This window comes from Oceanococcus sp. HetDA_MAG_MS8, from assembly GCA_019192445.1.
Taxonomy (GTDB): domain Bacteria; phylum Pseudomonadota; class Gammaproteobacteria; order Nevskiales; family Oceanococcaceae; genus MS8.
In genome coordinates this window covers 32,111-56,533 of sequence record JAHCMK010000010.1, presented here as the reverse complement: position 1 = coordinate 56,533, position 24,423 = coordinate 32,111, and the positions used below count along the sequence as shown (strand labels likewise).

The window sequence follows — 24,423 nt, the reverse complement described above, 5'->3', positions numbered from 1 at the left end:
TACCGACAACTACAACGGCGACTTCAACAACATCAAGAACAACTTGAACCGCGCCATCGACGCGGTGAACAAGATGATTGATGACGCCAATATGCTCTCCGAAGCGGCGGTGGCCGGAGCTCTGGATACGCGGGCAGATGCCGATAAACACGAAGGCAAGTTCCGGGCGATTGTGGAAGGGGTGAACGATACTCTGGATGCGGTGATTGGGCCGCTGAATGTGGCCGCGGAATACGTGGACCGGATCTCTAAAGGGGATATCCCCGAGCCGATTACGGATGAGTACAACGGCGACTTCAACACCATCAAGGACAACCTCAATACCTGTATTGATGCGGTCAACAAGATGATTGATGACGCGAATAAACTCTCCGAGGCGGCGGTGGCAGGTGAACTAGACACCCGCGCCGATGCGACCAAACACGAAGGCAAATTCCGGGCGATTGTGGAAGGGGTGAACGACACCCTGGATGCGGTGATTGGGCCGCTGAACGTGGCCGCCGAATATGTGGATCGCATCTCCAAGGGCGATATTCCGGAGCCGATTACCGACCACTACAGCGGCGACTTCAACACCATCAAAGACAACCTCAATACCTGTATTGATGCGGTCAACAAGATGATTGATGATGCCAACATGCTCTCCGAGGCTGCGGTCGCCGGAGCGTTGGATACCCGGGCCGATGCGGATAAGCATTCTGGGAAATTCCGGGCCATTGTGGAAGGGGTGAACGACACCCTGGATGCGGTGATTGGGCCTTTAAACGTGGCGGCCGAATATGTGGATCGGATTTCTAACGGGGACATCCCCGAGCCCATTACCGACAACTACAACGGCGATTTCAACAACATCAAAAACAACTTGAACCGTGCTATCGATGCGGTGAACAAGATGATTGATGACGCCAATATGCTCTCCGAGGCGGCGGTCGCCGGGGCTCTGGATACGCGGGCAGATGCCAGCAAACACCAAGGTAAGTTCCGGGCGATTGTGGAAGGGGTGAACGACACCCTGGATGCGGTGATTGGGCCCTTGAACGTGGCCGCTGAATACGTGGACCGCATCTCTAATGGTGACATCCCTGAGCCGATCACCGACGAATACAACGGCGATTTCAACAACATCAAGAACAACCTCAATACCTGTATTGATGCAGTGAACAAGATGATTGATGACGCCAATATGCTCTCAGAAGCAGCTGTCGCCGGTGCCCTGGATACCCGGGCTGATGCTACCAAGCATCAGGGCAAATTCCGGGCGATTGTCGAAGGGGTGAACGACACTCTGGATGCGGTGATTGGGCCCCTGAACGTGGCTGCTGAATACGTGGACCGCATCTCCAAGGGCGACATCCCCGAGCCGATTACCGATAACTACAACGGTGACTTCAACACCATCAAGAATAACTTGAACCGCGCCATTGATGCGGTGAACAAGATGATTGATGACGCCAATCTGCTCTCAGAAGCAGCCGTGGCGGGGGCCCTGGATACCCGGGCCGATGCGGACAAGCATGAGGGTAGCTTCCGGGCGATTGTGGAAGGGGTGAACGACACCCTGGATGCGGTGATTGGCCCCTTGAACGTGGCGGCTGAGTATGTGGATCGCATCTCCAAGGGGGATATTCCCAAGCCCATCACCGATAACTATAACGGCGACTTCAACACCATTAAAGACAACCTCAATACCTGTATTGATGCTGTCAACAAGCTCATTGACGATGCCAACATGCTCTCCGAGGCAGCCGTCGCCGGGGCCCTGGATACCCGCGCCGATGCGAACAAGCATCAAGGGAAGTTCCGGGCCATTGTGCAGGGTGTGAACGATACGCTGGATTCGGTGATTCAGCCGATTCAAGAAACGGGTCGGGTGCTTTCGGCACTCTCGGCCGGGGATCTGAGTGAGCGCATCGAAACCGACTACAACGGTGACTTGGGCGACCTCAAAGACAGCGTGAACAGCACTGTGGCGGTGTTGAACGAGGTCATTAACAAAGTCGCTGGTGTACTAGCCGCGATCGCTGATGGTGATTTGAGCCAGTCGGTAGATGGTAGCTACGGCGGTATCTTCAATAAGCTCAAGGACGACACCAACAGTTGCTCTGAGCAGTTGGCCGATATCGTGCAGCGGATCCAAACCGCGACGGAGACCATCACCAACGCCTCCAAAGAAATCGCCGATGGCAACGCCGATCTATCCCGCCGCACCGAGCAGCAATCGCAGTCGCTAGAAGAAACGGCCTCTTCCATGGAAGAGCTGATTGCAACAGTGCGTCAGAACACCGAAAACGCCATGCAGGCTGATCAGCTTGCTCAAGGCGCCGCCGGGGTGGCCAGCGAAGGTGGTGAGGTTGTGGGCAATGTGGTCAAGACCATGTCTGAGATCAACGAGTCCTCGCGCAAGATCGTCGATATCATCAGCGTCATCGATGCCATTGCCTTCCAGACCAACATTTTGGCGCTGAACGCGGCGGTGGAAGCCGCCAGAGCGGGCGAGCAGGGTCGCGGCTTTGCGGTGGTAGCCTCGGAAGTGCGGTCCCTGGCCCAACGCTCCGCGGGCGCTGCCAAAGAGATCAAACAGCTCATTGGCAACTCCGTAGAGAAGGTGGATGCCGGTTCCAAACTCGTGGAAAAAGCCGGTAAGACCATGGACGAGATTGTCCAAAGCGTGAAACGCGTGACCGACATCATGGGCGAGATCTCTGCAGCTTCCCAAGAGCAGACCTCCGGTATCGAGCAGGTGAACCAGTCCATTAACTCCATGGACGAAGTCACCCAGCAAAACGCGGCTCTGGTGGAAGAAGCCACGGCCTCGGCTCAGATGCTGGCTGAGCAGGCTACGGGGCTGGCCGATTCGGTCGCGGCCTTCAAGCTCAAGCGGGATAGCAAAGGACGTGTGGCGGTCACCAAGGTTCCGGATTCACAGCCCTTGGTTGATGCCGGTTCCATGTCCAATGTTCCCGCCGCAATGCAGGGCAAGCAGGCTCAAAAAAGCGGTAATGGCCATGGTGCTCAGCAGCAAGCCGTTAACCCCGACTCCTGGTCCAGCTTTTAATTAAGCGGCCCTGGAGAACCTGGGAGCCGGATGGGTGGAAACGCCCATCCGGTTTTTTCTTGGCTGCTTCTGGCAGTGCCGTTGCAGCGGGTCTAAAGCCTTGGCAGCTTGGCCTTAAGATCCAATATCACGCCGGTAATGGGTCCTGGGCTTTGAGGTTGCGGCGCCCATAGCGCACCAACACAAAGGCGCTGGCGTACATAAACAGCCCATAGATTGCCGAAGGAATGGCCATTTCTACATCGCCAATCAGCGATAGCGCGACCAGTAATCCTATGGTGGTGTTTTTCAGGCTGAGCTCTACCATGACCGTCATTCGGTCATAAGGATTCAGGCCTGTGGCGAGAGCGAGTACATAAGCGCAAGCAAGAGCGGCGAAGTTCAAGACCACCACGGGCAACAAGCCCTGAGCGACCCAGCCTGGAATCTGGCCCCATTGAGTGACGACAATGGCCACAATAATGGCGACCAGTACAAAGGCCGAAAACTTGCTGATCCAGGGCTCCAGTTTATGCGCGAGGGCAGGGTTGGCTCGCCGCACGATCATCCCTAAGAGAGTGGGTAAAACAATAATCACGCCCATGGTGATCAGCGTTTTTAGGAAGGGCAGGTGTACCACTTCGCCGTCGCCCATGATGTGTTCCATGGCCAAGTTCAGTAGGGGCGGAATGCTGAGGATGGTCAGCAGGCTAGCGATCACAGTGAGCGTGATGGACAGCGCAAGGTCCGCTCGCGCTAGGTAGCAGATGAGGTTAGAGGTGGTGCCCCCAGGGCATAAGGCGACTAGTACGATGCCGGCGGCTAGTGCCGCGGAGTGCGGCACGAAGATGGTGGCTACCAGGAAGCCGAGCAAGGGCACCAGGATCATCTGACCCAGCGTTCCTACGATCACCCCGCGGGGTTGTTCAACCACCCTGTAGAAGTCCTTGGGGGTCAAGCTTAGCCCCATCCCCGCCATGATGATGAACAAGGCAATGGGCAAGCCCACGGTAATCAGGCCACTAGATTGCATCTGTCTCCTCCACAACGCTGCAACTTGCGCGTGGAGGCAGTGTACGGGAGTTCAGCGCCTGGGTGCGGCTAGGGCTTGGCCCATCCTGACTGCGTCGCCGGGTTTGAGCGCTTGCTGAAACTCCCAGCCAGGCGGCAATAACAATATGACGGTGCTGCCATAGTTGAACCGGCCCAGCTCTGCACCCCGGTCCAGTACGCGCCGCGGCTCAAACTGTTGGCTAGGGCCGCCATGGGGTGGGGAAATGGGACCGGTGAGTACCGTTTCCAGCCCGCTGACAAACAGCGCGCCCACCATGACCAGCGCAAGATGACTCGGACTGTGTTCGCCCTGTCCTAGTAGGTGGCAAATTAAACGCTCGTTACGACTAAACACGCGCTTGGCCGTGCGTACGGTGGGCGGGTTAACCGCGAGCAAGCGCCCTGGTTGGTAGCGCATAGACGCGACCTGGGCCTGTACAGGCATGTGAATGCGGTGGTAATCAGAGGGCGCCAAGTACAGGGTTATAAAGCTGCCATTGGCGTACTTTGCCGCTTGCACCGCATCCACCAAGAGCTCTTCTACGCTGTAGCTCAGACCCTTGGCCTGGATGATCTGTCCCTCGCGCACGTCTCCAAATTGGGAGATGCGTCCATCCACAGGACTGATGAGGTTGGGCTGACTAGCAAATGGCCTGGCGCCCGGCTTCAGCGCGCGTGTGAAAAAGGCATTGAAGCTGGAATAGGCCTCCGGTTCGCTGTGCAGGGCTTCGTCTAAATTGATGTCGAAGGCGTCAATGGCTTGGCGAATCAGCCACTGCGATAACCTGGGGTTGGCGGACTGCGCGACCCGGTGGGCCAGACCCGTCAGAGCCAGTGTCGGTAGTACCCTTTGTAGGGCCACAAATGCCTGATCACGCATTAGGAGCGGCTTTGAATCAGGCTGATGAGGTCACTTTGCAGACTGTCGAGCTTGAGCGGCGGGGCAAAATAGGCCTGGATCTGCGCCTGGGGGTTCAGCAGCACCAAAGCGGCGGAATGATCCACCGTATAACCCTCATCCAAATCGACTTTCATGTAGGCAATCCCCGCCTGACCAGAGAGGTCAGCAATGGCGGCTTCAGGCCCCGTTAAAGCCCGAAAATCCGTGTGAAAGTTCTTCACATAGGCGCGCAGCTTTGCGGGTGTATCGCGCTCAGGATCCACCGACACTAAAACCACATTGAGCTGCTGCTGAATGCTCTGCGGTAAATCACGGTAGACCCGTGCCAGCTGCAGCAGGGTGTTCGGGCAAATATCCGGACAGCTCGCAAAGCCGAAGAAGAGCAGGTGATAGGCCCCCTCGAAGTCACTCAAACCAAAGGCCTGGGCATCCTCCGTGATTAGTGGCGCTGGCCAATTTTGTAGCGGACGTGCGGGATCCAGCAGCAAACCACTGTCCATCTGAGCGCTGCCAAAGCCCAAATCCAGCCTGGGAATGAGAAATCCGGCGACCAAAACAACGGCAAGGCCACTAAGGAGAAGGCGGGTCAATTGAGGACGACGCATAAGGATGAGCGATGGAGCAATAGGAACGCCGGCTTTGCGGCACAATACGCAGTTTATCGCCTTGCACAGTTTCATGGTGTCCACATCTCCCCCCATCGAGGACCAACTGCAGCGCGTCATCGACTGGCTGCGTTACGCCAGCTCTCAGCTGGCCAAGCATCCGGTGTTCTTTGGTCATGGCACCGACAATTCCATGGACGAAGCTGCCGCGCTGGTACTCGGCGCACTGGATCTACCTCCGGATGTCGCGGCACCCTATTTGGACGGGGTATTGGTCGCCGAAGAACGGGATCATCTAGCTACGCTGTTGCAGCGCCGTATTCAGGATCGTGTTCCTGTTCCCTATCTGCTGGGATGGTGTTGGTACGCGGGTTATCAATTCGCGGTCAATGAAGAGGTTTTGATCCCGCGCTCGCCCTTGTTTGAGCTCATCGACCAACGCTGTCACCCCTGGCTGGCCTCTGAGCCCAGTCGCATATTGGACTTGTGCACGGGGAGTGGTTGCTTGGCAATCCTGCTGGCCTTGGCTTTCCCGGAGGCGCAGGTTGATGCCAGTGATTTGTCGGCGGCCGCCCTTGAGGTCGCGCGGGTGAATCGCGATAAATTCGGTTTGCAAGAGCAGCTACGCCTTCTTCAGGGCGATGGCCTTCAGGCCTGCGCGGAGCAGCGCTACGACCTTATCCTCACGAACCCGCCGTACGTGGCAACCGCTGAGCATCAAAGTCTGCCTGCCGAGTACACCCATGAGCCTGCAATGGCCTTGGAGTCCGGCGCGGATGGCTTGGATTTTGTTCGCCAGCTGTTACGACAAGCGCCGCGTCACCTCAACCCGCAGGGCGTATTGATTTGCGAAGTCGGTAGTGCGACCTCAGCGCTGATTCAGGAATTTCCGCAGTTGCCTTTCAACTGGTTGGAGTTTGACGTCGGCGGCGATGGCGTGTTCGTGCTCACCCGTGAAGAGCTGTTGCTCTTAGACGAGGAATAACCGAGGAATAACCCATGTCTGGAAATAGTTTTGGCCGTCTGTTTACGGTAACGACCTTCGGTGAATCGCACGGCGTAGCCCTGGGCGCCATTATTGACGGTTGCCCTCCGGGTCTGTCCCTCAGTGCGGAAAATATTCAGGCGGATTTGGACCGCCGTAAGCCCGGCCAGTCCAAATACGTTACCCAGCGCCGCGAAGATGATGCGGTGGAGATCCTCAGCGGCGTCTTCGAGGGCAAAACAACGGGTACTCCTATTGGCCTTCTGATCCGCAACAAAGACCAGCGCTCACGCGACTACGACAAGATTAAACAGGTGTTCAGGCCCAACCATGCCGACTACGCCTACGATCAAAAATACGGCTTTAGGGATTACCGCGGTGGCGGGCGTTCTTCGGCGCGAGAGACGGCCGCTCGTGTGGCGGCAGGTGCTATTGCCAAAGCGGCCTTACAGCATTGGTGGGGGGTTGAGATTCGTGGTTGCATGGTGCAGATGGGTGAGCTGCGGATGCAGCTGCGCGACTGGTCAGCCGTGAATGACAACCCCTTTTTCAGTCCGGACCCAGACCGTATTCCGGAGTTAGAGGCCTATATCAATCAAATTCGTCGCGATGGAGACTCCATCGGTGCTGAGCTGTATGTCGAGGCGACCGGGGTCCCGCCCGGCTGGGGGGAGCCAGTCTTCGATCGCTTGGATGCTGATATTGCCCATGCACTCATGAGTATTAATGCCGTCAAAGGCGTCGCGCTCGGGGATGGCTTTGACGTGGTTGCCATGCGCGGCTCCGAGCATCGCGATGAAATGTCGGCCGAGGGGTTTTTAAGTAACCATTCCGGTGGGGTCAGTGGTGGCATCTCTACCGGGCAAGTGATTACTGCCAGGCTGGCTCTCAAGCCGACCTCGAGCATCATTATTCCTGGGCAGACCATTACGCGCGATGGTGAAGACACGGAAATGCGAACCACTGGCCGTCACGACCCCTGCGTGGGTGTGCGTGCGACGCCAATTGCCGAGGCTATGCTTGCGTTGACCTTGCTCGACCATGCCTTACGTCAGCGCGGCCAGAATGGTCATGTTGAGTCCCGTACTCCGCGTGTGGCCGCGCAGGTGCCGGATACAGAATGACCCAGGCCCTCAGCGGCGGCCTCTACACTCGTTTATCGGCCTACTACTTCCATTTTTACGCCGTTCTCGGCTTGATGCTGCCATTCTTTGGTTTGTGGATGGCGGAGCGTGGTCTGAGTGCGGCGCAAATAGGCGCAGTACTCGCGGCTCATGGTCTCACCCGCATTGTTCTGCCTCCACTATGGGCGGCCTGGGCTGATGCAAGTGGGAAGCGGCTGGTCATTATTCAGTGGGCCAGCCTGGCATGTGCAATGGGGTTGTTGTTGTTACCCCTGGCGCATAGCTTTTGGACCGTGCTTGGTGCTGTGCTGCTGTTTTCGGTGTTTTGGAACGCCACCATGCCCCAGTTTGAGGCCTATACCTTGGGTCAGTTGGCCCAGCGTGGCGGAGATTATTCGCGAATCCGCCTATGGGGCAGTGTCGGGTTTGTGCTGGCCGTTGTGGGTGGCGGAGCGGCCTTTGACTACTGGGATCTACAGCCTTTGCCCCTAGCGATGGCCCTGTTGGTCGTTGGTATGACCATCGCCGCGCGGGGCCTGCCGGCAGACCATTGCGTGCCACGCTCTGTGGTCCAGGGTTCAATATTTAGCACCTTGCGTCGCCCCGTGGTGCTGGCCCTGCTGGGCGCCTGCATGCTGCATCAGTTCAGTTTTGCGCCCTATTACGGGTTCTTTTCGCTGTATTTAGAGCAACAAGGCTGGGGAAAGACCAGTACGGGCTTGCTCTGGGCCTTCGGGGTCATCTGCGAAATCGTCATGTTCATCTGGACCGGCAGCCTGATTCGTCGCTTTGGTCTACGGCGCATTTTCTTGTTTGCCATGCTCACCACAGTGGCGCGCTGGAGCCTGCTGGAATGGACGGTTCAGTGGCTACCGGGACTGTTGTTGCTCCAAGCCTTGCATCTGAGTAGCTTCGGCCTGTATCACGCGGCTGGCGTGCAGCTGATTCACCGCGAATTTGAGGCGCACCAGCGCGGGCGTGGGCAAGCCCTCTATGTTTCGTTGAGCTTTGGTGTGGGTGGCTCCCTGGGTTCCGCTGCGGCAGGAGGGCTATGGGATTGGGCCGGTCCAGATTGGGCTTACAGGATGGCGGCTATGGCTGCCGTGGGAGCGAGTCTGCTGGCTTGGCGCTGGGTTCGCTGATTCTTGAGTTTGACGCGGGCTCGACCAGGCCAAAATGTTCCGCCCAATAATTCTGCGCATCACCAAATATCTGGTCACGCTCGGCCTGCAGCGGTAGCCATGCCGTGTGGTTGGCCGCGGCACGCAGTAAAAACTGCAGCAACAGCAAATGTTGGCGCAGGATGCGCCGCCGCCGGTGAGGAACCTGGGGGTTAAACCATCCATGTTTGCGAAAGAGCTGGCGGGGGTTTTTGCGCACCCAGAGCCAGCTGCCCATTTCCAAAGTGAGGGGCAGAAACAAGCCGCGGCGGCGCGCCAGATGCCGCGCATAGAGAAAATCCCAGAGGTCACCATGGGTCATGTAATGCTGGCATTGGGGCTCAATTCTGTAGCCAATGTGGTGCGGGTAGGTTTGCCGGAATAGGGTGCGCAGAGCGTAAATCTCGGCAAGGTGCGGCATGGGCTCTTGCTTATGCGCCCAAGGAAACCACAGGCGGTTCGTGCTGCCAAAGCCGCTATGGCAGTCCACGCTCAAGCTAAAGGTGGCGTGTCGGGTCTGCTCCTCAATCAACCTGATCAGTGCGACATTTTCGGCGGCCAGGGCATGTCCGCGAAACCAGGGCAGGTGGCGACTAAGGCGCTGCCCTCCGGCTAACCAGTGGGGCTGGGGTGAGTCCAAAGGAGCATTGCGCATTAAATCAATGCCGTCTTGGGTAGCGCGTTGGCCTAAGGCGTATCCACTGGGGTTGGCGACGGGCACCACCACGACATGGATGGACTGCATCAGCGCCTGCAAGTACGCATCCCAGCGCAACTGTTCGAGTAAGGAATGCAGAAAGGCCATCACCACATCCACGCCAATGCGCTCATTGCCATGAATGCCGCCGACAACGAACACTCGAGGTGCCACAGGGTCCTGGCTGCCTAGGTGCACCACCTGCAACGGCCAATGTTGGCCCCCTGCGCCCAGCTCTAAGAGCGTACGCGACTGTAGCCTTTGTTCATGGCGATGCAGTAGCTCTTGCAGGGACTCGCGAATGTGTTTCATGGGAGGTCGGACGGTGCGGAGGGCAAAGGGCGCGGACGCGCGGGCCAAGGCAGCTTACAATGGGAGGTTGTTCAATTGATGAAGGTGTCGCCTGGGAAAGGGCGGGAAGACTGCATGGGACGCACGCTGTATCAAAAACTTTGGGACGACCACTTGGTGGATACTCTGCCGGATGGCACTGGGCTCATCTATATCGATCGTCATCTAGTGCACGAGGTGACTTCGCCGCAGGCTTTCGAAGGGCTGCGTCTTGCCGGTCGGCCCGTATGGCGCACCGATGCTAATTTGGCTGTCGCCGATCACAATGTGCCAACCACATCTCGCGCCGAGGGCATAGCCGATCCGATTTCTCGCTTACAAGTGGAGACATTGGATCGCAACGCGGCCGAACATCAGTTGCCCTACTTTCCGATGCAGGATCGCAGGCAGGGCATCGTCCATGTGATTGGCCCGGAGCAGGGAGCCACTCTGCCGGGCATGACAGTGGTGTGCGGTGACTCTCATACCTCTACGCATGGTGCTTTTGGGGCTTTGGCTTTTGGCATTGGAACCTCTGAGGTCGAACATGTTTTGGCCACCCAATGTTTGCTCCAACAACCAGCAAAAACCATGCGCGTTTGGGTCGATGGCGAGCTCGCCAAGGGCGTGACTGCCAAAGATCTCGCGCTGGCCATCATTGGCCACATCGGTACCGCCGGTGGTACCCAACATGTGATCGAATTTGCCGGGCCCGCGGTCCAAGCCCTGAGCATGGAAGGGCGTATGACCTTGTGCAACATGACCATTGAGGCAGGCGCACGCGCGGGCATGGTTGCCGTTGACCAGACCACCTTGGACTATGTTCGCGGCCGTCCTTACGCACCTGAAGCTGAGGTGTGGGATCGTGCCGAGGACTATTGGCGCGGTCTGCACTCAGACGCCGATGCCGTTTTCGATACCGAGGTTCGGCTCGACGCTACGCAAATTGGTCCGCAGGTCACCTGGGGCACATCGCCGGAGATGGTTCTTGGCGTCGATGCTCGGGTGCCTGATCCCGCTGCAGAGGCGGACCCAACGCGGTCTGGCAGTATGCAGCGCGCCCTGGATTACATGGGCTTGAAGGCCGGGCAGGCAATTGCCGACATCGCCGTGGACAAAGTCTTCATCGGCTCCTGCACCAACAGCCGTATCGAAGACCTCCGCGAAGCGGCTGCGGTTGTGGCCGGTCGCCGCAAGTCACCTACCGTCAAATTGGCCATGGTGGTTCCGGGCTCCGGACTGGTCAAAGAGCAAGCTGAGCAGGAGGGGCTGCATCGTATTTTTGAAGCCGCTGGTTTTGAATGGCGAGAGCCGGGCTGCTCCATGTGTTTGGCCATGAATGCTGATCGTTTGGAGCCCGGCGAACGCTGCGCGTCGACCTCCAATCGAAATTTTGAAGGCCGCCAAGGGCAGGGTGGGCGTACCCATTTGGTCAGCCCCGCAATGGCGGCAGCGGCCGGAGTGTTGGGACACTTCACCGATTTTCGTCAACTCAAAGATGCCGATTAAGAGCTGCTCTCATCGCTACAGCTGAGCGAGTGAGTAGCTTTACAAAGGATTTCACTATGCAAGCGTTTCGCTGTCATACCGGGCGCGTCCTGCCGATGGACCGGGCCAATGTCGATACCGATGCCATCATCCCCAAGCAATACCTCAAGTCGGTGCGCCGCACAGGTTTTGGCCCTTATTTGTTTGACGACTGGCGTTATTTGGACCCCGGCACACTAGACACCCCACTGGAAACTCGGCGCATCAACCCAGATTTTGAGTTGCACGATGCGCGCTACTCCGGTGCCAGTATTCTGCTGGCACGGCGGAACTTTGGCTGTGGTTCCTCACGCGAGCACGCCGTCTGGGCCCTGGACAATTTCGGCATTCGCTGCGTGATCGCCCCTAGCTTCGCCGATATCTTCTTTAATAACTGCTTCAAGAATGGCGTGCTGCCCATTCAGCTTGATGAAGACACTGTGGAGCAGCTGTTTGCGGCGACCGTCTCCGGGGCCGATATGACGGTTGATCTGGAGAATAATCAGCTCCAGGTTGGAGAGCTGACGGTGGCCTTCGAGGTCGACCCAGCGCGCCGAGAGCGCTTGTTGGCGGGTTTGGATGATATTGGCGAAACCCTACAGATGCGCGACAAAATTGAAGCCTATGAGGCCCAGCGTCGGGCCGAAAAGCCCTGGTTATTTGGAGCCCAAGTATGAGCGTTGCCAAATTACTCTTGCTCCCTGGGGATGGCATCGGTCCTGAAATTGTGGCGCAGGCGGAGCGGGTATTAGCCCTTCTCAATGAGCTGTCCGATTGGCAATGTGAGTGGGAGCATGCCCGCGTGGGCGGAGCTGCTTACGATGTGGATGGCGACCCTTTCCCGGAGGAAACAGAGCGCCTTTGTCATGCAGCAGATGCCATTTTGTTCGGCGCTGTTGGTGGCCCCCAATATGATGAGTTGCCACGTGCTCAGCGGCCTGAGAGCGGCTTGCTGCGGATGCGTGCCAGTTTGGACTTGTTCGCCAATTTGCGCCCGGCTCAAGCCTTTGCGGAGTTGGCGGCGGCCTCCAGCCTGAAGCCCGAGCTGGTGGCAGGGCTAGACATCCTGATTGTTCGCGAACTGACCGGCGGTATTTATTTTGGCCAACCGCGCGCTCAGGAAGACCAGCCGCGCAGGGCCTTTAACACCATGGTGTATACCGCGGAAGAGATTGAGCGGATTGCAAGAGCAGGCTTCGAGGCGGCGCGCCGTCGGCAGGGGCGCCTGTGCTCCGTCGACAAGGCCAATGTGTTGGAGGTAAGCCAGCTGTGGCGGGATGTGGTGACCGAGCTGAGTGCAGATTATCCGGATGTGAGTCTGAGCCACATGTACGTGGACAACGCTGCCATGCAGTTGGTGCGTCAGCCCAAGCAGTTCGACGTGTTGGTCACAGGGAATCTGTTCGGCGATATTTTGTCGGACCTAGCCGCCATGCTCACGGGCTCCATTGGTATGTTGCCTTCGGCCTCGCTGAATTCCGGTGGCCGAGGTCTGTATGAGCCTGTGCATGGAAGCGCTCCGGATATTGCCGGCCAGGATCGGGCCAACCCATTGGCCATGTTGCTCTCTTTGGCGATGGCACTCCGCCATAGCCTGAATCGGGCGGATCTGGCTAAGCAATTAGAGCAGGCGATTACTGATGTCTTGGCCAGCGGGGTCCGCACGGCGGATATCGCTGGGGCCGGAGAAACTCCGGTCGGCACACAGGCTATGGGAGATGCCGTGTTAGCGGCGTTGCGCCATCGACTGCAAGCGGCGCAATAGCGTTGAGTGCAAATGCTGCGGTGTGTGCTGCGCTTACGGCTCCCGCGCTGTCATCTCTAGGTTGGCGTCATCGATCTATTGGTCGAGGGGGCCTGGCTCAGCTCCTGAGACCGCTACTCTAAGTTGTAGCTTCCTGTCGCTTTTCTTTCTTTCTTCTCAAAGACTGCTACTGACCTCCCCATGAAACCACTCAACATTGCAATTCTTGGCGCTACCGGCGCTGTTGGCCGTACTCTGCTTGAGGTGCTCGCCGAACGCCAGTTTCCGGTGGCCGAAGTATTTCCGCTTGCCAGCCGTCGCTCCGCAGGCCAGATGGTGAGCTTTGGTGATCGTGAGCTGGAGGTGCTGTGTGTGGACGACTTTGATTTTAGTCGCGCCCAGATTGGATTGTTCTCAGCAGGTGGCAGCATTTCCGCGCAGTGGGCGCCGGTGGCGGCAGAAGCTGGTTGTATCGTGATCGATAACACCAGTCACTTCCGTTACGAAGATGATGTGCCCCTGGTGGTGCCTGAGGTGAACCCTCAGGCCGTAGATGGTTACGCAACGCGCAACATCATCGCTAACCCCAATTGTTCCACCATCCAAATGCTGGTTGCGCTCAAGCCCATTCACGATGCCGCAGGCATTGAGCGAATTAATGTAGCCACCTACCAGGCTGTCTCCGGCACCGGTAAGGAAGCCATTGACGAGCTGGCCGAGCAGAATGCGGCCATCGCGCAGGGGACTAGCATGCACTGCAAGGTGTACCCCAAGCCCATTGCTGCCAACGTTTTGCCACATATTGATGTGTTTCAGGACAATGGCTACACCAAAGAAGAGATGAAAATGGTGTGGGAGACGCGCAAAATTTTGGGTGATCATCAGATTCAGGTGAATCCAACCTGCGTCAGGGTACCTGTGGTCTTCGGTCACTCTGAGGCGGTGCATATCGAAACCCGTGACAAGCTCAGCTTGGCTGATGCGCGTGCTTTGCTGGAGAAGGCGCCTGGCGTGCGTGTGCTCGATCAGCATATGGATGGCGGCTATCCCACGGCATTGACGGAGGCTGCAGGCAATGATTGGACCTGGGTAGGCCGGCTGCGTGAAGACATTTCTCACCCCAGGGGCTTAAACATGTGGGTGGTATCTGACAATGTGCGTAAAGGGGCCGCAACGAACTCGGTGCAGATTGCTGAGCTGCTGCGTACTCGGGGCCACATCTGAGCGCCGTCCACCGCATAGACGCCTCCGCTGGCGCAATAAATCTTGCTGGAAAAGCACTATGGCTGCGCTAGCCGAGGGTGGGCCCAGGTTGTGAGTTTTGCTCACAGCATGGCGACGGTGGTCTAAGCGCCGCGCTGAGATCGTTGCCGTCAGCTACAGCAGAAAACCGCCATTTTCTGAGCTGCTGTGGTTCGCATCATGGCGCCACGGCATCATGAATGCACCCTGATTCCACATAGCGCATCATTGCTGCGTTGTAGCTCCGCCGTTGGCCGGTTACAGTGGCAAGCTATTACAACGGCAGATGTTGCCAAACACCGTCACGTTTTGGGGTTTGAGGATGACGATGACACGCTGGTTTCTGGTTTCCATGCTCACTTTGGTGTGCTTGCCCGGGTGGGCTCTGCGCACCGGAGATATTCAAACGCAGTCGCGCTTAAATGAGCCCCTGGAGGCAGTGCTGAGCATTAGTGATGTATCTGCAGCTGAAGCAGCCAACCTTCAGGTGCGCGTGGCATCTGCGGATATTTATGCCCAGTTGGGTTTAGAGCGGTCTGTTGCCGCCAGTGATTTGCGCTTTGCCATCGAGGGACAGGCGCCGGACAACTTGAGAATCCGCGTCCGCGGCCAGCGACCCTGGCTAGAGCCCTATGTCATTTTGGTTCTCGATATCGGCACCAGCAAGGGGCGTTTGCTGCGCGAGTACACGCTGCTCTTGGATCCGGCACAGGCCGCGCCAGCACCCTTGGTTGTCGCTCAGCCAAGCCCGGCGCCTACTGCGCTTCCCGTTGAAGAGCAGGCCCAGTCCGCGCTGCCTGCGCAGGCTCAGGTGCCAGCGCCTGCGCGGACTGAGGTCGCCACGCCGACTGTGCGCGGGGTGGACACTGCGGCCGAGCGCCAGATGGCCGTGCCGCCCCCGTCAGTGCCTAGCCTCGCTACAGGCGAAGCGGTACTCGGCAATAGCCCAATCGTTGATTCCGCTGACCAGCGGCGCATTCCCACTTCAGCTCGGGGTAACGAGCCCATCGTTAGGGGCACGCAACCAGGCGAGGTATTGCGTGTTCGCCCTGGAGCAAACTTATTCGCCATTGCCGCAGATATTGCCGGTGCGAGTAGCGTTGGTGTCTCGCAGGCGGCTTGGGCCTTGTATCAAAACAACCCCAGGGCTTTCGCCGGCTCTCCAGACAAGCTCCTGCGTGGTGCACGCTTGACGGTGCCGAGTGTCGCGACGATGCAGCGCGTCTCTGAGGGTCAGGCTAAACGCTTGTTAGGTGGCGAGCAGCTTGATGTTGCTGCGGGCGTTCCAATTACGCCGCCGCCTCGGGAGGTGCTCCGCTCTGAGCCAGTTGCAACCCGCGCCCCTACACCGACGCGGGTGACGCAGGTCACGCCGGCCCCGACGGCCGCGGTGGTTGCTGGCGCCGGGCCGGCAAAAGACGAGACGGCTTCGGCGGATGCTGACTCGGCGCAGGCTGTGTCGGCGTCCGAGTTTGAGAGCCCGGCGGAGTCGATGACTGCAGATACCGACGATTTGTTGGAAGAGTCCTTTTTGGATGAGTCTGCTGATGCCACTGCAGCCACTACGCCGCCATCCCAAGCGGATTCTGCGGCTGTAGAGAAAATGCCCTTGTGGGTGTGGTTAGGTGCTGCGGCGCTGATCTTGGTGTTCTTGCTGTTGCTGTTACGCAAGCGCCCCTGGGGTCGTGACGAAGAAGCCTTGGCTTCTAGCGCTGCGCCTGCGGATGATGTGGGCCAAGCCCGGCCGATGGAGGACGCCTTTGCCGCCCCGGTCGGTACGGCTCAAGCGGAAGATGAGGGTGAGGCTTTGGAGTCGGTGTCCTTAGATGCTGCGCCGCTCACCGATTCTGATGATGAGGCTATGGATGGCTTGGACGATGGGGTCGCCGACCCCATCGCCGAGGCTGATTTTCATATTGCCTATGGTCTTTACGATGAGGCAGAGCGGGTGTTGGTTCAGGCCAGAGAGGCTCAGCCCGAACGCGATGACCTGATTGAGAAGTTGGCTGAAACATATTTCGCCAGCGGTAACACCCAAGCCTTTGAGGCCTTGGCCAGTGAGGTCCATCTGAACCGCCCCGAGTCCGCTGCCTGGCCGCGGATTAGCGAATGGGGTTCACAATTGCTGCCCGCTGCGGCCTTGTTTGCGTCTGCGGACAGCGCCGAGGCTGAAGAACTGGGCTCTTTGGATTTGCCGGAAGCAGAATCGTCCTCGTCTGACTTTGCGACAACCGCTGCCGAGCCAGAGTCTCAAGCCATGGACTCTGTTTCTGAGCAGGTCGACACGGATACGGTGGACCTCTCCCTCGAGGAGGCGTCGGCGCCTCTGGACGAGGGCGAGGACGAGGAGTTGAGCCTGGATAGCTCTGAGTCCGATACAGAGCGCACATTGGTCGAAGAGACGCCTGGCGAAGATGGCAATGTGGTGGAGTTCGAGCTTCCAGAGGCTCCGGACACGCCGAATGCTCCAGAGCCGGATCAAACCGACACCGGCAACATCATTGACTTTGACCTAGACAGCGACGTACCGGCTGAGCCCTCAGCGGTGGTGGAGTCTGAAGCGCAGCCAGCCAGCCTAGATGAGGAATTTGGAGCGGATGCGCTTTCTAAGCCGCTGGACGACGCAGAGTCTTCGGAGGAGTTTTCGCTCTCAGACCTGGAAGCTGACGCCGCGCCAGATCTGGAATTAACAGATGACATACAAAGCCTTTCGCAGGCTGCCGAAGGACTGTCTGGCGAAGAGCTGTCGGATGACGATCTTTCGGATGGCGCCCTGGAAGATGTAGATTTTTCCCTGGACGACCTGCAAACCGACGACACCGAAGAACAAGGCTTTGATCTGGACTTGGAACAGCAGGACAACGCTGCCATGAGCGATGTTGCTGATACCGACTCCGCTGATATGGAGCTCAGCTTGGACCAGTTCGAGCTGGATGACAGCGCCATCGCTGACGATGACAGCTTGAGTATGGAGGGGGAGCCCGAACTAGACGATTCCGGTGACGAGAGCACATCCGTCGTGAGTCATGACGAGGTGGTGAGTACCGGCGATGACATGGCCGGCAAGCTGGATTTGGCGCGGGCCTACATCGATATGAGCGAACTGGACATGGCGCGCTCGCTCTTAGATGAAGTGGCTCTACGCGGTTCTGCGGAACAGCAATCTGAGGCGAAATCCATGCTGGAGCAATTAGGCTGAGTTCAGGAAAGACGTCCCGCCTCGCTCGTGGCCCGGTACGTGGCTTGGTGGGCAGCGTCCAAATCTTAATGACCGCCATGGCCAGTGCTTGGGCCAGTCTGCCGCAAGCCTTGCTTCTGGGGCTGGCCTGGGCGGTTTACGTGCAGGGACGCCGTTCGCAGCTATGGCCAGTGTTCTTCGCGCGCATTGTGAGCCTGCGTTGGTTTTTGCTGGCACTACTCATTTTGCATGGCGTGACCGTGCTGAGCAGTCCGAATGAGCTTCGTTGGGAGTTGGCTCAAGCGGGTCTGCGCCAGGGCGTAGTGCTGCTGACATTGCTTCTGAGCGTGGTGGCCGTACTCGAACCCTTGTCGCTAGATCAACGTATTGCCGCTTTGGCTGCCTTGTTTCGTCCACTGGCTGTGCTGCGACTGCAACCCCAGCGCGTGGCGGCGATGTTGGCTTTGGCTCTGGAACAAGCCCAAGACATGCGCCGTCAGCTACTGTCGCGCCCCCGTGGGGGCGGCTGGAAGGGAGCTATCGATGCCTTGGCAGCCTTGTGCTGGGAACTGGAAAGCCAAGAGATTAGCCTGCGCAGTCATAGGCCCATACAGGTTGAGTATCATTCCAGCCCATTGGTGTGGTCTGTGCCACTGTTCTCCGTGGTCGCGATGGCAGCGACTGTGATGGTGTCTAAGGCTGGGTAATACGCGAGCATGGCGAAATGGGCGGCGATGGTCGAATACGACGGTCGCGATTTTGTAGGTTGGCAGAGCCAGCAAGGCTTGCGGAGTGTGCAGGCGTGTTTGGAGCAGGCACTGGCTCAGGTGGCTAGTCATGCGATTGGTTTGCGCTGCGCCGGGCGTACCGATGCGGGCGTCCATGCTCTGGGCCAAATTGTGCACTTTGAGACCGACGCCGTTCGCAGCGCTCGGGGCTGGTTGTTGGGCACGAATACCCATCTCCCCAGCGATATCAGCTTGCAGTGGATTGGGCCGGTCGCCGAGGACTTCGATGCCCGATTCCGGGCCATATCGCGACGTTATCGTTATGTGATTCTGAATGCTCCAGCCCGGCGGGCGACCTGGCATGGGCGCTGTCTATATGAACCTCGCCCCTTAGATGCGCGGGCGATGCAGGAGGCCGCAAGGCGCCTCCAGGGCCAACATGATTTCTCAGCCTTTCGCGGACGCGACTGCCAAGCCAAAACCCCAGTGAAGACCGTGCATAGTATTACCCTGCAGCGTGTAGGCTGCTGGCTCATGCTCGATATCGAGGCTGGCGGGTTCTTGCACAACATGGTGCGCAACATTGTAGGCACCTTGATCGAGGTAGGTCGGGGTGCACGTGCCGTGGACTGGGTGGACGATGTCTTGGCCTCGCGTGACCGTTGTGCCGCTGGCCCTACGGTTGCGCCCGGCGGGCTTTATTTTGTTGCGGCACAATACCCAGATGAATTTGCGCTGCCTGCAGCGCCAGAATTGCGAATACCTATCTGATCGGAGCCCGCGCATGGCGCGCACGCGCATTAAATACTGTGGTCTCACCCGTCCAGAAGACCTTGAGCTTTGTGGGCAGTTGGGCATAGATGCGGTGGGTTTTGTATTCCACCCCAAGAGTAAACGTGCGGTCGCGGCCAAGGAGGTCAAAAGCTGGTTGCAACATCGGCCGGCGTTAACCCATACGGTGTTTTTGTTTATGGACCCAGATGCGGCGCAGGTCCATACCGTCTTGGACCAGGTGCAGCCGGATTATTTGCAATTTCATGGCCGCGAAAGCGCGGACTTCTGCGCCGCTTTTGGCCTGCCGTATATCAAGGCACTGCCGATGGGTAACCCAGAGCAGGCGGCGGCCTTCCAGGCCGACCATGCGGGCCGCGCGGCATTTTGGTTGGCCGATAGTCACGGCGGCGCCCATGCTAGCGGTGGCAGTGGTCATCGTTTCGATTGGGCGCAGATTCCTGAGCTGCCGGCGCAAAGTCTGATCGCCGGTGGTCTGCGCATTGACAACGTGGGCGAGCTCATTCGCACACATCATCCCTGGGGTATAGACCTCAGTAGTGGGATCGAAGAGCATCCAGGGATCAAATCTGCCCGTAAAATGGTGGACTTCGCGGCTGCTGTCCGTTTGGCGGATGCGGCAGTCAACACTCCAGTTAACGAGACTTCTTCATGATGAATCGCTCCCCCCAGACCGCAGATTCTCGCCCCGGCCACTTTGGCCCCTACGGCGGATCTTTTGTGGCGGAAACGCTGATTGGCCCGCTCAGTGAGCTGGAGTCGAACTGGCGTGAACTGTGGGCGGATTCCGCGTTTCGTGCCGAGCTGGACGATGATCTCGCGCATTATGTGGGACGACCAAGCCCGCTCTACCACGCTAAACGGCTGTCCGATGAACTCGGTGGTGCGCAGATCTTCCTGAAACGGGAGGATCTGAATCACACTGGGGCTCACAAAATTAACAATACTGTCGGCCAGGCGCTGTTAGCTCGGCATATGGGAAAATCGCGCATCATCGCGGAGACCGGAGCCGGTCAGCATGGTGTGGCTAGCGCTACCGTCGCAGCGCGGCTCGGGCTTGAATGCATCGTTTATATGGGCGAAACCGATATCGAACGGCAGCAACCCAACGTCTATCGAATGAAGCTGCTGGGGGCGGAGGTCGTCGGCGTCACCAGCGGCACCCGCACTCTCAAGGATGCGATGAACGAGGCCCTGCGTGATTGGGTGACCAATGTTGACGATACCTTCTACATCATTGGGACCTGTGCGGGCCCGCATCCATACCCAGAGATGGTGCGTGAACTGCAATCCGTCATGGGCCGTGAAGCGCGTGCTCAGATGCTGGAGATGACCGGGCAACTCCCGGACGTCGTCATGGCCTGCGTTGGTGGCGGCTCGAATGCGATCGGTTTGTTTCATCCCTTCATTGACGATGCTGGTGTGCGCATGATTGGCGTGGAGGCAGGCGGTGATGGTGTGGAAACGGGCCGCCATGCAGCGCCGCTCACGGCGGGCCGTCCAGGCATCTTGCATGGCAATCGCACCTATTTAATGCAAGACGACAATGGCCAAGTGGCCGGGACGCACTCCGTGTCCGCTGGTTTGGACTACCCTGGCGTGGGCCCTGAGCACTCCTGGCTGAAGGATTGCGGGCGCGCCGAGTATGTGGCGGCAACAGATGCCCAAGCGATGGCGGGTTTTCATCTGCTCACGCGCACCGAAGGGATTATTTGCGCTTTGGAAACCGCCCATGCCATTGGCCACGTGATGGAGTTGGCGCCAACGATGCGCAAGGATCAAAGCATTGTGATTAACCTCTCAGGCCGCGGTGACAAAGACCTTTACTCGATCGCACGCATGGAAGGGTGGGAGTTGTGAGTCGTATCCAGCAGGTGTTTGCCGCATGCAAGGGCAACAATCGAGCCTGTTTGGTGCCGTACTTAACGGCGGGTGATCCACACCCCAAGCACACGGTGGCATTGATGCACGCCTTGGTTCGCGGTGGCGCTGATGTCATTGAGTTGGGTGTGCCATTTTCCGATCCCATGGCGGATGGCCCGACTATCCAATTGGCCTGTGAGCGGGCATTGAACGCGGGAACGCATCTGCGCGGCGTACTCGACATGGTGCGTGAATTCCGGCAGCAGGACGCGCAGACTCCTGTGGTGCTCATGGGCTACCTCAACCCCATTGAGAGCATGGGAGCAGAGCGCTTTGCCGAGCAGGCCGCTGCAGCGGGTGTGGACGGCGTGCTCGCTGTGGATCTTAGCGTCGAAGAATGGGATAGCTTGCAGCCCGCACTGGAGGGCCAGGGCCTGGACTGCATCTTTTTGATGTCGCCAACCACTAGCCTGGAGCGGGCCGGACAGATGAGCCGTTACGGAAGTGGCTATTTGTATTACGTGTCCCTTAAAGGGGTGACTGGCAGTGCCGCCTTGGATAGTGTTGCCGTCGCCAGTCGTCTAGCGGAATTGCGCGGTACCGTTGAGCTGCCGCTGGCTGTAGGCTTTGGGATTCGAACGGCAGATCAGGTGGCCCAAGTGGCGGACGTAGCAGATGGCGTCGTCGTCGGCAGCGCATTGGTACAGTGCATCGCCGATGCTGCCAGCAATGGTGACGATACCGAGCAAATGGCAGCGAAGCTGGAATTAGCAGCCCGTGAGCTGCGTTCTGGTATCGATCGCGCCAGGCAGGCCGCATGAGTTGGTTGGGAAAAATCATGCCCTCGCGTATCGCGACGGCGCGTGATTCCCGGCATAACGTGCCTGAAGGGCTGTGGGCCAAATGTAAGTCCTGTAGCGCCATGCTTTATCGCGCCGAGTTGGAGCGCAACTGTGAGGTGTGCCCTAAGTGTGGTGCGCATCACCCAATTCGCGCCCGGCGGCGCATGGAGCTACTGCTTGACGAAGATGGTCGTGAAGAACTCGCAGCAGGCCTGCGTTCTAGCGACCCTCTGAAGTTCCGAGACCTGAAGAAATATAAGGATCGGTTGTCCGCAGCGGAAAAGGTGTCTCAGGAAAAAGAGGCCCTCATCGTTTTTAAAGGATCCATGGGTGGGCAACGTGTGGTGCTGGCCATTTTCGAGTTCAGCTTCATTGGTGGCTCCATGGGCAGTGTGGTGGGGGAGAAATTCGCCCGCGCCGTGAAAGCCGCGATCGATGCTGGCGCGCCACTGGTCTGTATTGCCGCATCGGGTGGCGCACGCATGCAGGAGGCGCTGCTCTCCCTCATGCAGATGGCTAAAGTCAGTGCGGCTCTAGCCAGTCTGAGTCAAGCGGGTCTGCCTTACATTTCGGTGCTCACCGATTCCACCATGGGTGGTGTGAGCGCCTCATTAGCCATGCTGGGTGATATCAATATGGCCGAACCCGGTGCTTTGATTGGCTTTGCTGGCCCGCGGGTGATCGAGCAGACCGTGCGTGAAACCCTGCCTGAAGGCTTCCAGCGCGCGGAGTTTTTGCTCGAACATGGCGCCATCGATCTGATATGTGACCGCCGCGAAGCCCGCGACACGCTGATCCAGTTGCTAGGAGTGCTCATGCATCGCCCGGCTTTGGATGTGCCTTCCTCGACTGCGGAGCCAGCTCGCCTTGCCTGATCTTGCCTCCTGGCTGGCGTATCAACAAGACCTACACAACGCAGAGATTGACCTAGGCCTGGAGCGCGTTCGCAGTGTGTTTGCGGCGCTTGGCCTGCGTCTTCCGTCGCAGATCGTGATTGTGGCCGGCACCAATGGCAAGGGCAGCTGCGTCCATGCCTTGGACGCGCTGGCACAAGCAGCGGGAAAGCGCACACTCCGTTACACCTCGCCGCATTTGTATCGTTACAACGAGCGTATTTGCGTGGATGGGGCGCCCGTCAGCGATGAATCTCTGTGCACCGCTTTCGCCGCTATCGAGGCAGCTCGAGGACAAACGCCACTCACATTTTTCGAGTTTGGCACCCTGGCAGCGCTGTACATTGCGGCGCAGCTTCGGCCGGATGTCGTGCTGCTGGAAGTGGGCTTAGGTGGCCGCCTCGACGCGACTAATATCGTGGATGCCGATGCTGCCATATTGTGCTCATTGGGCTTAGATCATCAGGAATGGTTGGGCCACAGCCTGGACCTGATTGCCAAGGAAAAGGCCGGAGTATGCCGGCGTGCGCGGCCGGTGGTTGTGGCGGACCCGCAGACATGGGAGTACTACGCTCCATCCATTCATGCCATACAAGCTGGTCCGGTTTGGCTGGCAGGGCGTGACTATGCCCTGCGTAGCGAGGGTGATCTGCCACATTTGTCGTTGGGCGCGGCTGTCTGCGCAGCAGATGTGCTGGGTTGGCGCCTCAGTTCGGCGCAGGTCGAAGATGTTTTCAGCCGCCTGAGCATTCCAGGGCGAATGGAAATTCGGTCTCGAGATTATGGTGAGCTAGTGTTGGACGTGGCCCATAATCTGGAGGCTGTGCAGCGCTTGCTGGAGCGGCTTAGGCACCGGCCGGACATGCCCACCTGGGTAATTTGCGGGGTGCAGGCCGATAAAGACGTGGCCGCAATGTTGCCAGCATTGACCGCGCAGGCAGAGCAAGTGTTCCTGACAGACCTACCTGCGCCACGCGGGAGCCTTGCCGAGGATTTGCGTCTGCACTGCGCCGAAGGGGTGCCGGTTCGCTGTTTTGCGCATCCGCAACAGGCCCTGTCCGCAGCCGAAAGCGCTGCGCACGCTCATCCGCAGCCGCTACGAATTATCATGTGCGGCTCGTTTGTAACGCTGGGGATGAGTGGACTTGGATGAGCAACACCGGGCGCGCTGGGTTGGTGCTGCGGTATTCGCCATAGTAGGAGTGGTCAGTTTTCCGCTGCTATTTGGTGATCCGGTCGATCCACGGAGCACCATACGCAGCCGTTATGCCTCCAGTCGACCTGTTGTGGTGCGGCCTAGCATTGCGCCTAGTCCGGGTCCGCAGGTCGCTGTCGCGCAGCCAGTCCGGCCCAGTCCTACGCCTATTGTGCGACCAAGTCCACGGCCGACCCAGCCCGCACCCGCTGCAACGAGGCGCGTAGCACCATCACCAGTAGCCACTGAGCCGCCGGTAGGGGCACAACGTTGGACACTACAGCTAGCCAGCTACACCGACGCTCAATCGGCGCAGCGATTCGTGCAGGCTTTGCGCAAAGAAGGCCTCAATCCAAAGGTGGTCCAAAACGATGCAGGCGGGCGCAGTGTGTGGCGGGTGCGCTTGGAGCTGGCGGGTACTCGCCGTGAGGCGGAGTCCTTGGCTGCGCGCCTGAACATGCAATTTCGCATTCAATCTTTGCTGCTCAGCCGTGAATGATTCGCTTCCCGCGCAGGCTGCGCTAAAATGA

21 protein-coding genes are annotated in these 24,423 nt (G+C 58.6%); 17 read left to right on the top strand and 4 right to left on the bottom strand.

From position 1 onward, the window contains the following. The first annotated feature begins 1,852 nt into the window (after positions 1-1,852). Positions 1,853-3,055, top strand: a complete 1,203-nt coding sequence (locus KI787_14380) for a hypothetical protein (GenBank protein MBV6631139.1) — start codon at positions 1,853-1,855, stop codon at positions 3,053-3,055. Between the two features lie 127 nt (positions 3,056-3,182). Here the strand turns inward: KI787_14380 and KI787_14375 are convergent, their stop codons facing one another. The 3 genes from KI787_14375 to KI787_14365 are packed head-to-tail and all read right to left on the bottom strand — an operon-like array spanning position 3,183 to position 5,668. Then, positions 3,183-4,067: a bile acid:sodium symporter family protein gene (locus tag KI787_14375; protein ID MBV6631138.1), complete on the bottom strand. Its 885-nt coding sequence runs from the start codon at positions 4,065-4,067 to the stop codon at positions 3,183-3,185. A gap of 51 nt (positions 4,068-4,118) precedes the next feature. Beyond that, on the bottom strand, positions 4,119-4,967 hold the full coding sequence (gene psd / locus KI787_14370; GenBank protein MBV6631137.1) for a phosphatidylserine decarboxylase: 849 nt from the start codon (positions 4,965-4,967) through the stop codon (positions 4,119-4,121). Next, positions 4,967-5,668, bottom strand: a complete 702-nt coding sequence (locus tag KI787_14365) for an SCO family protein (GenBank protein ID MBV6631136.1) — start codon at positions 5,666-5,668, stop codon at positions 4,967-4,969. The genes psd and KI787_14365 overlap by 1 nt, the downstream gene beginning before the upstream one ends. Here KI787_14365 and prmB point away from each other — a divergent pair. Genes prmB through KI787_14350 form a run of 3 tightly spaced genes read left to right on the top strand, consistent with a single transcriptional unit; the run spans position 5,667 to position 8,844 of the window. After that, entirely contained in the window at positions 5,667-6,578 is a 912-nt protein-coding gene (gene prmB, locus KI787_14360; GenBank protein MBV6631135.1) for a 50S ribosomal protein L3 N(5)-glutamine methyltransferase, read from the top strand. The genes KI787_14365 and prmB overlap by 2 nt on opposite strands. A gap of 14 nt (positions 6,579-6,592) precedes the next feature. Further along, positions 6,593-7,702, top strand: a complete 1,110-nt coding sequence (gene aroC, locus KI787_14355) for a chorismate synthase (protein ID MBV6631134.1) — start codon at positions 6,593-6,595, stop codon at positions 7,700-7,702. Next, a complete protein-coding gene (locus KI787_14350) occupies positions 7,699-8,844 on the top strand; it encodes an MFS transporter (GenBank protein MBV6631133.1) in 1,146 nt (381 codons plus the stop codon). The genes aroC and KI787_14350 overlap by 4 nt, the downstream gene beginning before the upstream one ends. On the opposite strand, the gene KI787_14345 is transcribed toward KI787_14350, so the two are convergent. Then, positions 8,795-9,871 (bottom strand): DUF2817 domain-containing protein, encoded by a 1,077-nt coding sequence (locus KI787_14345; GenBank protein MBV6631132.1) that lies wholly within the window; start codon positions 9,869-9,871, stop codon positions 8,795-8,797. The genes KI787_14350 and KI787_14345 overlap by 50 nt on opposite strands. A gap of 114 nt (positions 9,872-9,985) precedes the next feature. Between KI787_14345 and leuC the strand changes: the two genes are divergently transcribed. The 13 genes from leuC to KI787_14280 all read left to right on the top strand — a co-directional run bounded on the left by leuC (position 9,986) and on the right by KI787_14280 (position 24,392). Continuing rightward, positions 9,986-11,398 (top strand): 3-isopropylmalate dehydratase large subunit, encoded by a 1,413-nt coding sequence (gene leuC / locus KI787_14340; protein ID MBV6631131.1) that lies wholly within the window; start codon positions 9,986-9,988, stop codon positions 11,396-11,398. A 56-nt stretch (positions 11,399-11,454) separates the two neighbouring features. Further along, complete coding sequence (gene leuD, locus KI787_14335) at positions 11,455-12,093, top strand: 3-isopropylmalate dehydratase small subunit (GenBank protein MBV6631130.1); 639 nt, start codon at positions 11,455-11,457, stop codon at positions 12,091-12,093. After that, positions 12,090-13,181, top strand: coding sequence for a 3-isopropylmalate dehydrogenase (leuB, locus tag KI787_14330; GenBank protein ID MBV6631129.1), 1,092 nt, complete (start codon positions 12,090-12,092; stop codon positions 13,179-13,181). Before leuD ends, leuB begins: the two co-directional genes overlap by 4 nt. Before the next feature lie 180 nt (positions 13,182-13,361). Beyond that, entirely contained in the window at positions 13,362-14,384 is a 1,023-nt protein-coding gene (locus tag KI787_14325; protein ID MBV6631128.1) for an aspartate-semialdehyde dehydrogenase, read from the top strand. Positions 14,385-14,724: 340 nt separating this feature from the next. Then, positions 14,725-17,601: a hypothetical protein gene (locus KI787_14320; protein MBV6631127.1), complete on the top strand. Its 2,877-nt coding sequence runs from the start codon at positions 14,725-14,727 to the stop codon at positions 17,599-17,601. A gap of 68 nt (positions 17,602-17,669) precedes the next feature. Further along, the gene (locus KI787_14315) at positions 17,670-18,287 is read left to right on the top strand and encodes a hypothetical protein (protein MBV6631126.1); all 618 of its coding nucleotides are present in this window, start codon (positions 17,670-17,672) and stop codon (positions 18,285-18,287) included. A gap of 9 nt (positions 18,288-18,296) precedes the next feature. Beyond that, a complete protein-coding gene (gene truA / locus KI787_14310) occupies positions 18,297-19,079 on the top strand; it encodes a tRNA pseudouridine(38-40) synthase TruA (GenBank protein MBV6631125.1) in 783 nt (260 codons plus the stop codon). A gap of 13 nt (positions 19,080-19,092) precedes the next feature. After that, positions 19,093-19,755, top strand: a complete 663-nt coding sequence (locus KI787_14305) for a phosphoribosylanthranilate isomerase (GenBank protein ID MBV6631124.1) — start codon at positions 19,093-19,095, stop codon at positions 19,753-19,755. Continuing rightward, entirely contained in the window at positions 19,755-20,960 is a 1,206-nt protein-coding gene (gene trpB, locus KI787_14300) for a tryptophan synthase subunit beta (GenBank protein MBV6631123.1), read from the top strand. The genes KI787_14305 and trpB overlap by 1 nt, the downstream gene beginning before the upstream one ends. Further along, positions 20,957-21,784, top strand: coding sequence for a tryptophan synthase subunit alpha (gene trpA, locus KI787_14295; protein MBV6631122.1), 828 nt, complete (start codon positions 20,957-20,959; stop codon positions 21,782-21,784). The genes trpB and trpA overlap by 4 nt, the downstream gene beginning before the upstream one ends. After that, positions 21,781-22,680 (top strand): acetyl-CoA carboxylase, carboxyltransferase subunit beta, encoded by a 900-nt coding sequence (accD, locus tag KI787_14290; protein MBV6631121.1) that lies wholly within the window; start codon positions 21,781-21,783, stop codon positions 22,678-22,680. The genes trpA and accD overlap by 4 nt, the downstream gene beginning before the upstream one ends. Next, positions 22,673-23,851 (top strand): bifunctional folylpolyglutamate synthase/dihydrofolate synthase, encoded by a 1,179-nt coding sequence (locus KI787_14285; GenBank protein MBV6631120.1) that lies wholly within the window; start codon positions 22,673-22,675, stop codon positions 23,849-23,851. The genes accD and KI787_14285 overlap by 8 nt, the downstream gene beginning before the upstream one ends. Beyond that, complete coding sequence (locus KI787_14280; protein ID MBV6631119.1) at positions 23,844-24,392, top strand: SPOR domain-containing protein; 549 nt, start codon at positions 23,844-23,846, stop codon at positions 24,390-24,392. The genes KI787_14285 and KI787_14280 overlap by 8 nt, the downstream gene beginning before the upstream one ends. The last annotated feature ends 31 nt before the right edge of the window (positions 24,393-24,423 follow it).

Coding starts and splice junctions, on each gene's coding strand:
- KI787_14375 (MBV6631138.1), bottom strand. CDS start 4,067: ATGCAATCTAGTGGCCTGATTACCGTGGGCTTGCCCATTGCCTTGTTC.
- leuB (MBV6631129.1), top strand. CDS start 12,090: ATGAGCGTTGCCAAATTACTCTTGCTCCCTGGGGATGGCATCGGTCCT.
- accD (MBV6631121.1), top strand. CDS start 21,781: ATGAGTTGGTTGGGAAAAATCATGCCCTCGCGTATCGCGACGGCGCGT.
- aroC (MBV6631134.1), top strand. CDS start 6,593: ATGTCTGGAAATAGTTTTGGCCGTCTGTTTACGGTAACGACCTTCGGT.
- KI787_14320 (MBV6631127.1), top strand. CDS start 14,725: ATGACGATGACACGCTGGTTTCTGGTTTCCATGCTCACTTTGGTGTGC.
- KI787_14365 (MBV6631136.1), bottom strand. CDS start 5,668: ATGAAACTGTGCAAGGCGATAAACTGCGTATTGTGCCGCAAAGCCGGC.
- KI787_14325 (MBV6631128.1), top strand. CDS start 13,362: ATGAAACCACTCAACATTGCAATTCTTGGCGCTACCGGCGCTGTTGGC.
- KI787_14350 (MBV6631133.1), top strand. CDS start 7,699: ATGACCCAGGCCCTCAGCGGCGGCCTCTACACTCGTTTATCGGCCTAC.
- trpB (MBV6631123.1), top strand. CDS start 19,755: ATGAATCGCTCCCCCCAGACCGCAGATTCTCGCCCCGGCCACTTTGGC.
- psd (MBV6631137.1), bottom strand. CDS start 4,967: ATGCGTGATCAGGCATTTGTGGCCCTACAAAGGGTACTACCGACACTG.
- leuC (MBV6631131.1), top strand. CDS start 9,986: ATGGGACGCACGCTGTATCAAAAACTTTGGGACGACCACTTGGTGGAT.
- leuD (MBV6631130.1), top strand. CDS start 11,455: ATGCAAGCGTTTCGCTGTCATACCGGGCGCGTCCTGCCGATGGACCGG.
- KI787_14305 (MBV6631124.1), top strand. CDS start 19,093: ATGGCGCGCACGCGCATTAAATACTGTGGTCTCACCCGTCCAGAAGAC.
- KI787_14315 (MBV6631126.1), top strand. CDS start 17,670: ATGACCGCCATGGCCAGTGCTTGGGCCAGTCTGCCGCAAGCCTTGCTT.
- prmB (MBV6631135.1), top strand. CDS start 5,667: ATGGTGTCCACATCTCCCCCCATCGAGGACCAACTGCAGCGCGTCATC.
- truA (MBV6631125.1), top strand. CDS start 18,297: ATGGCGAAATGGGCGGCGATGGTCGAATACGACGGTCGCGATTTTGTA.
- KI787_14345 (MBV6631132.1), bottom strand. CDS start 9,871: ATGAAACACATTCGCGAGTCCCTGCAAGAGCTACTGCATCGCCATGAA.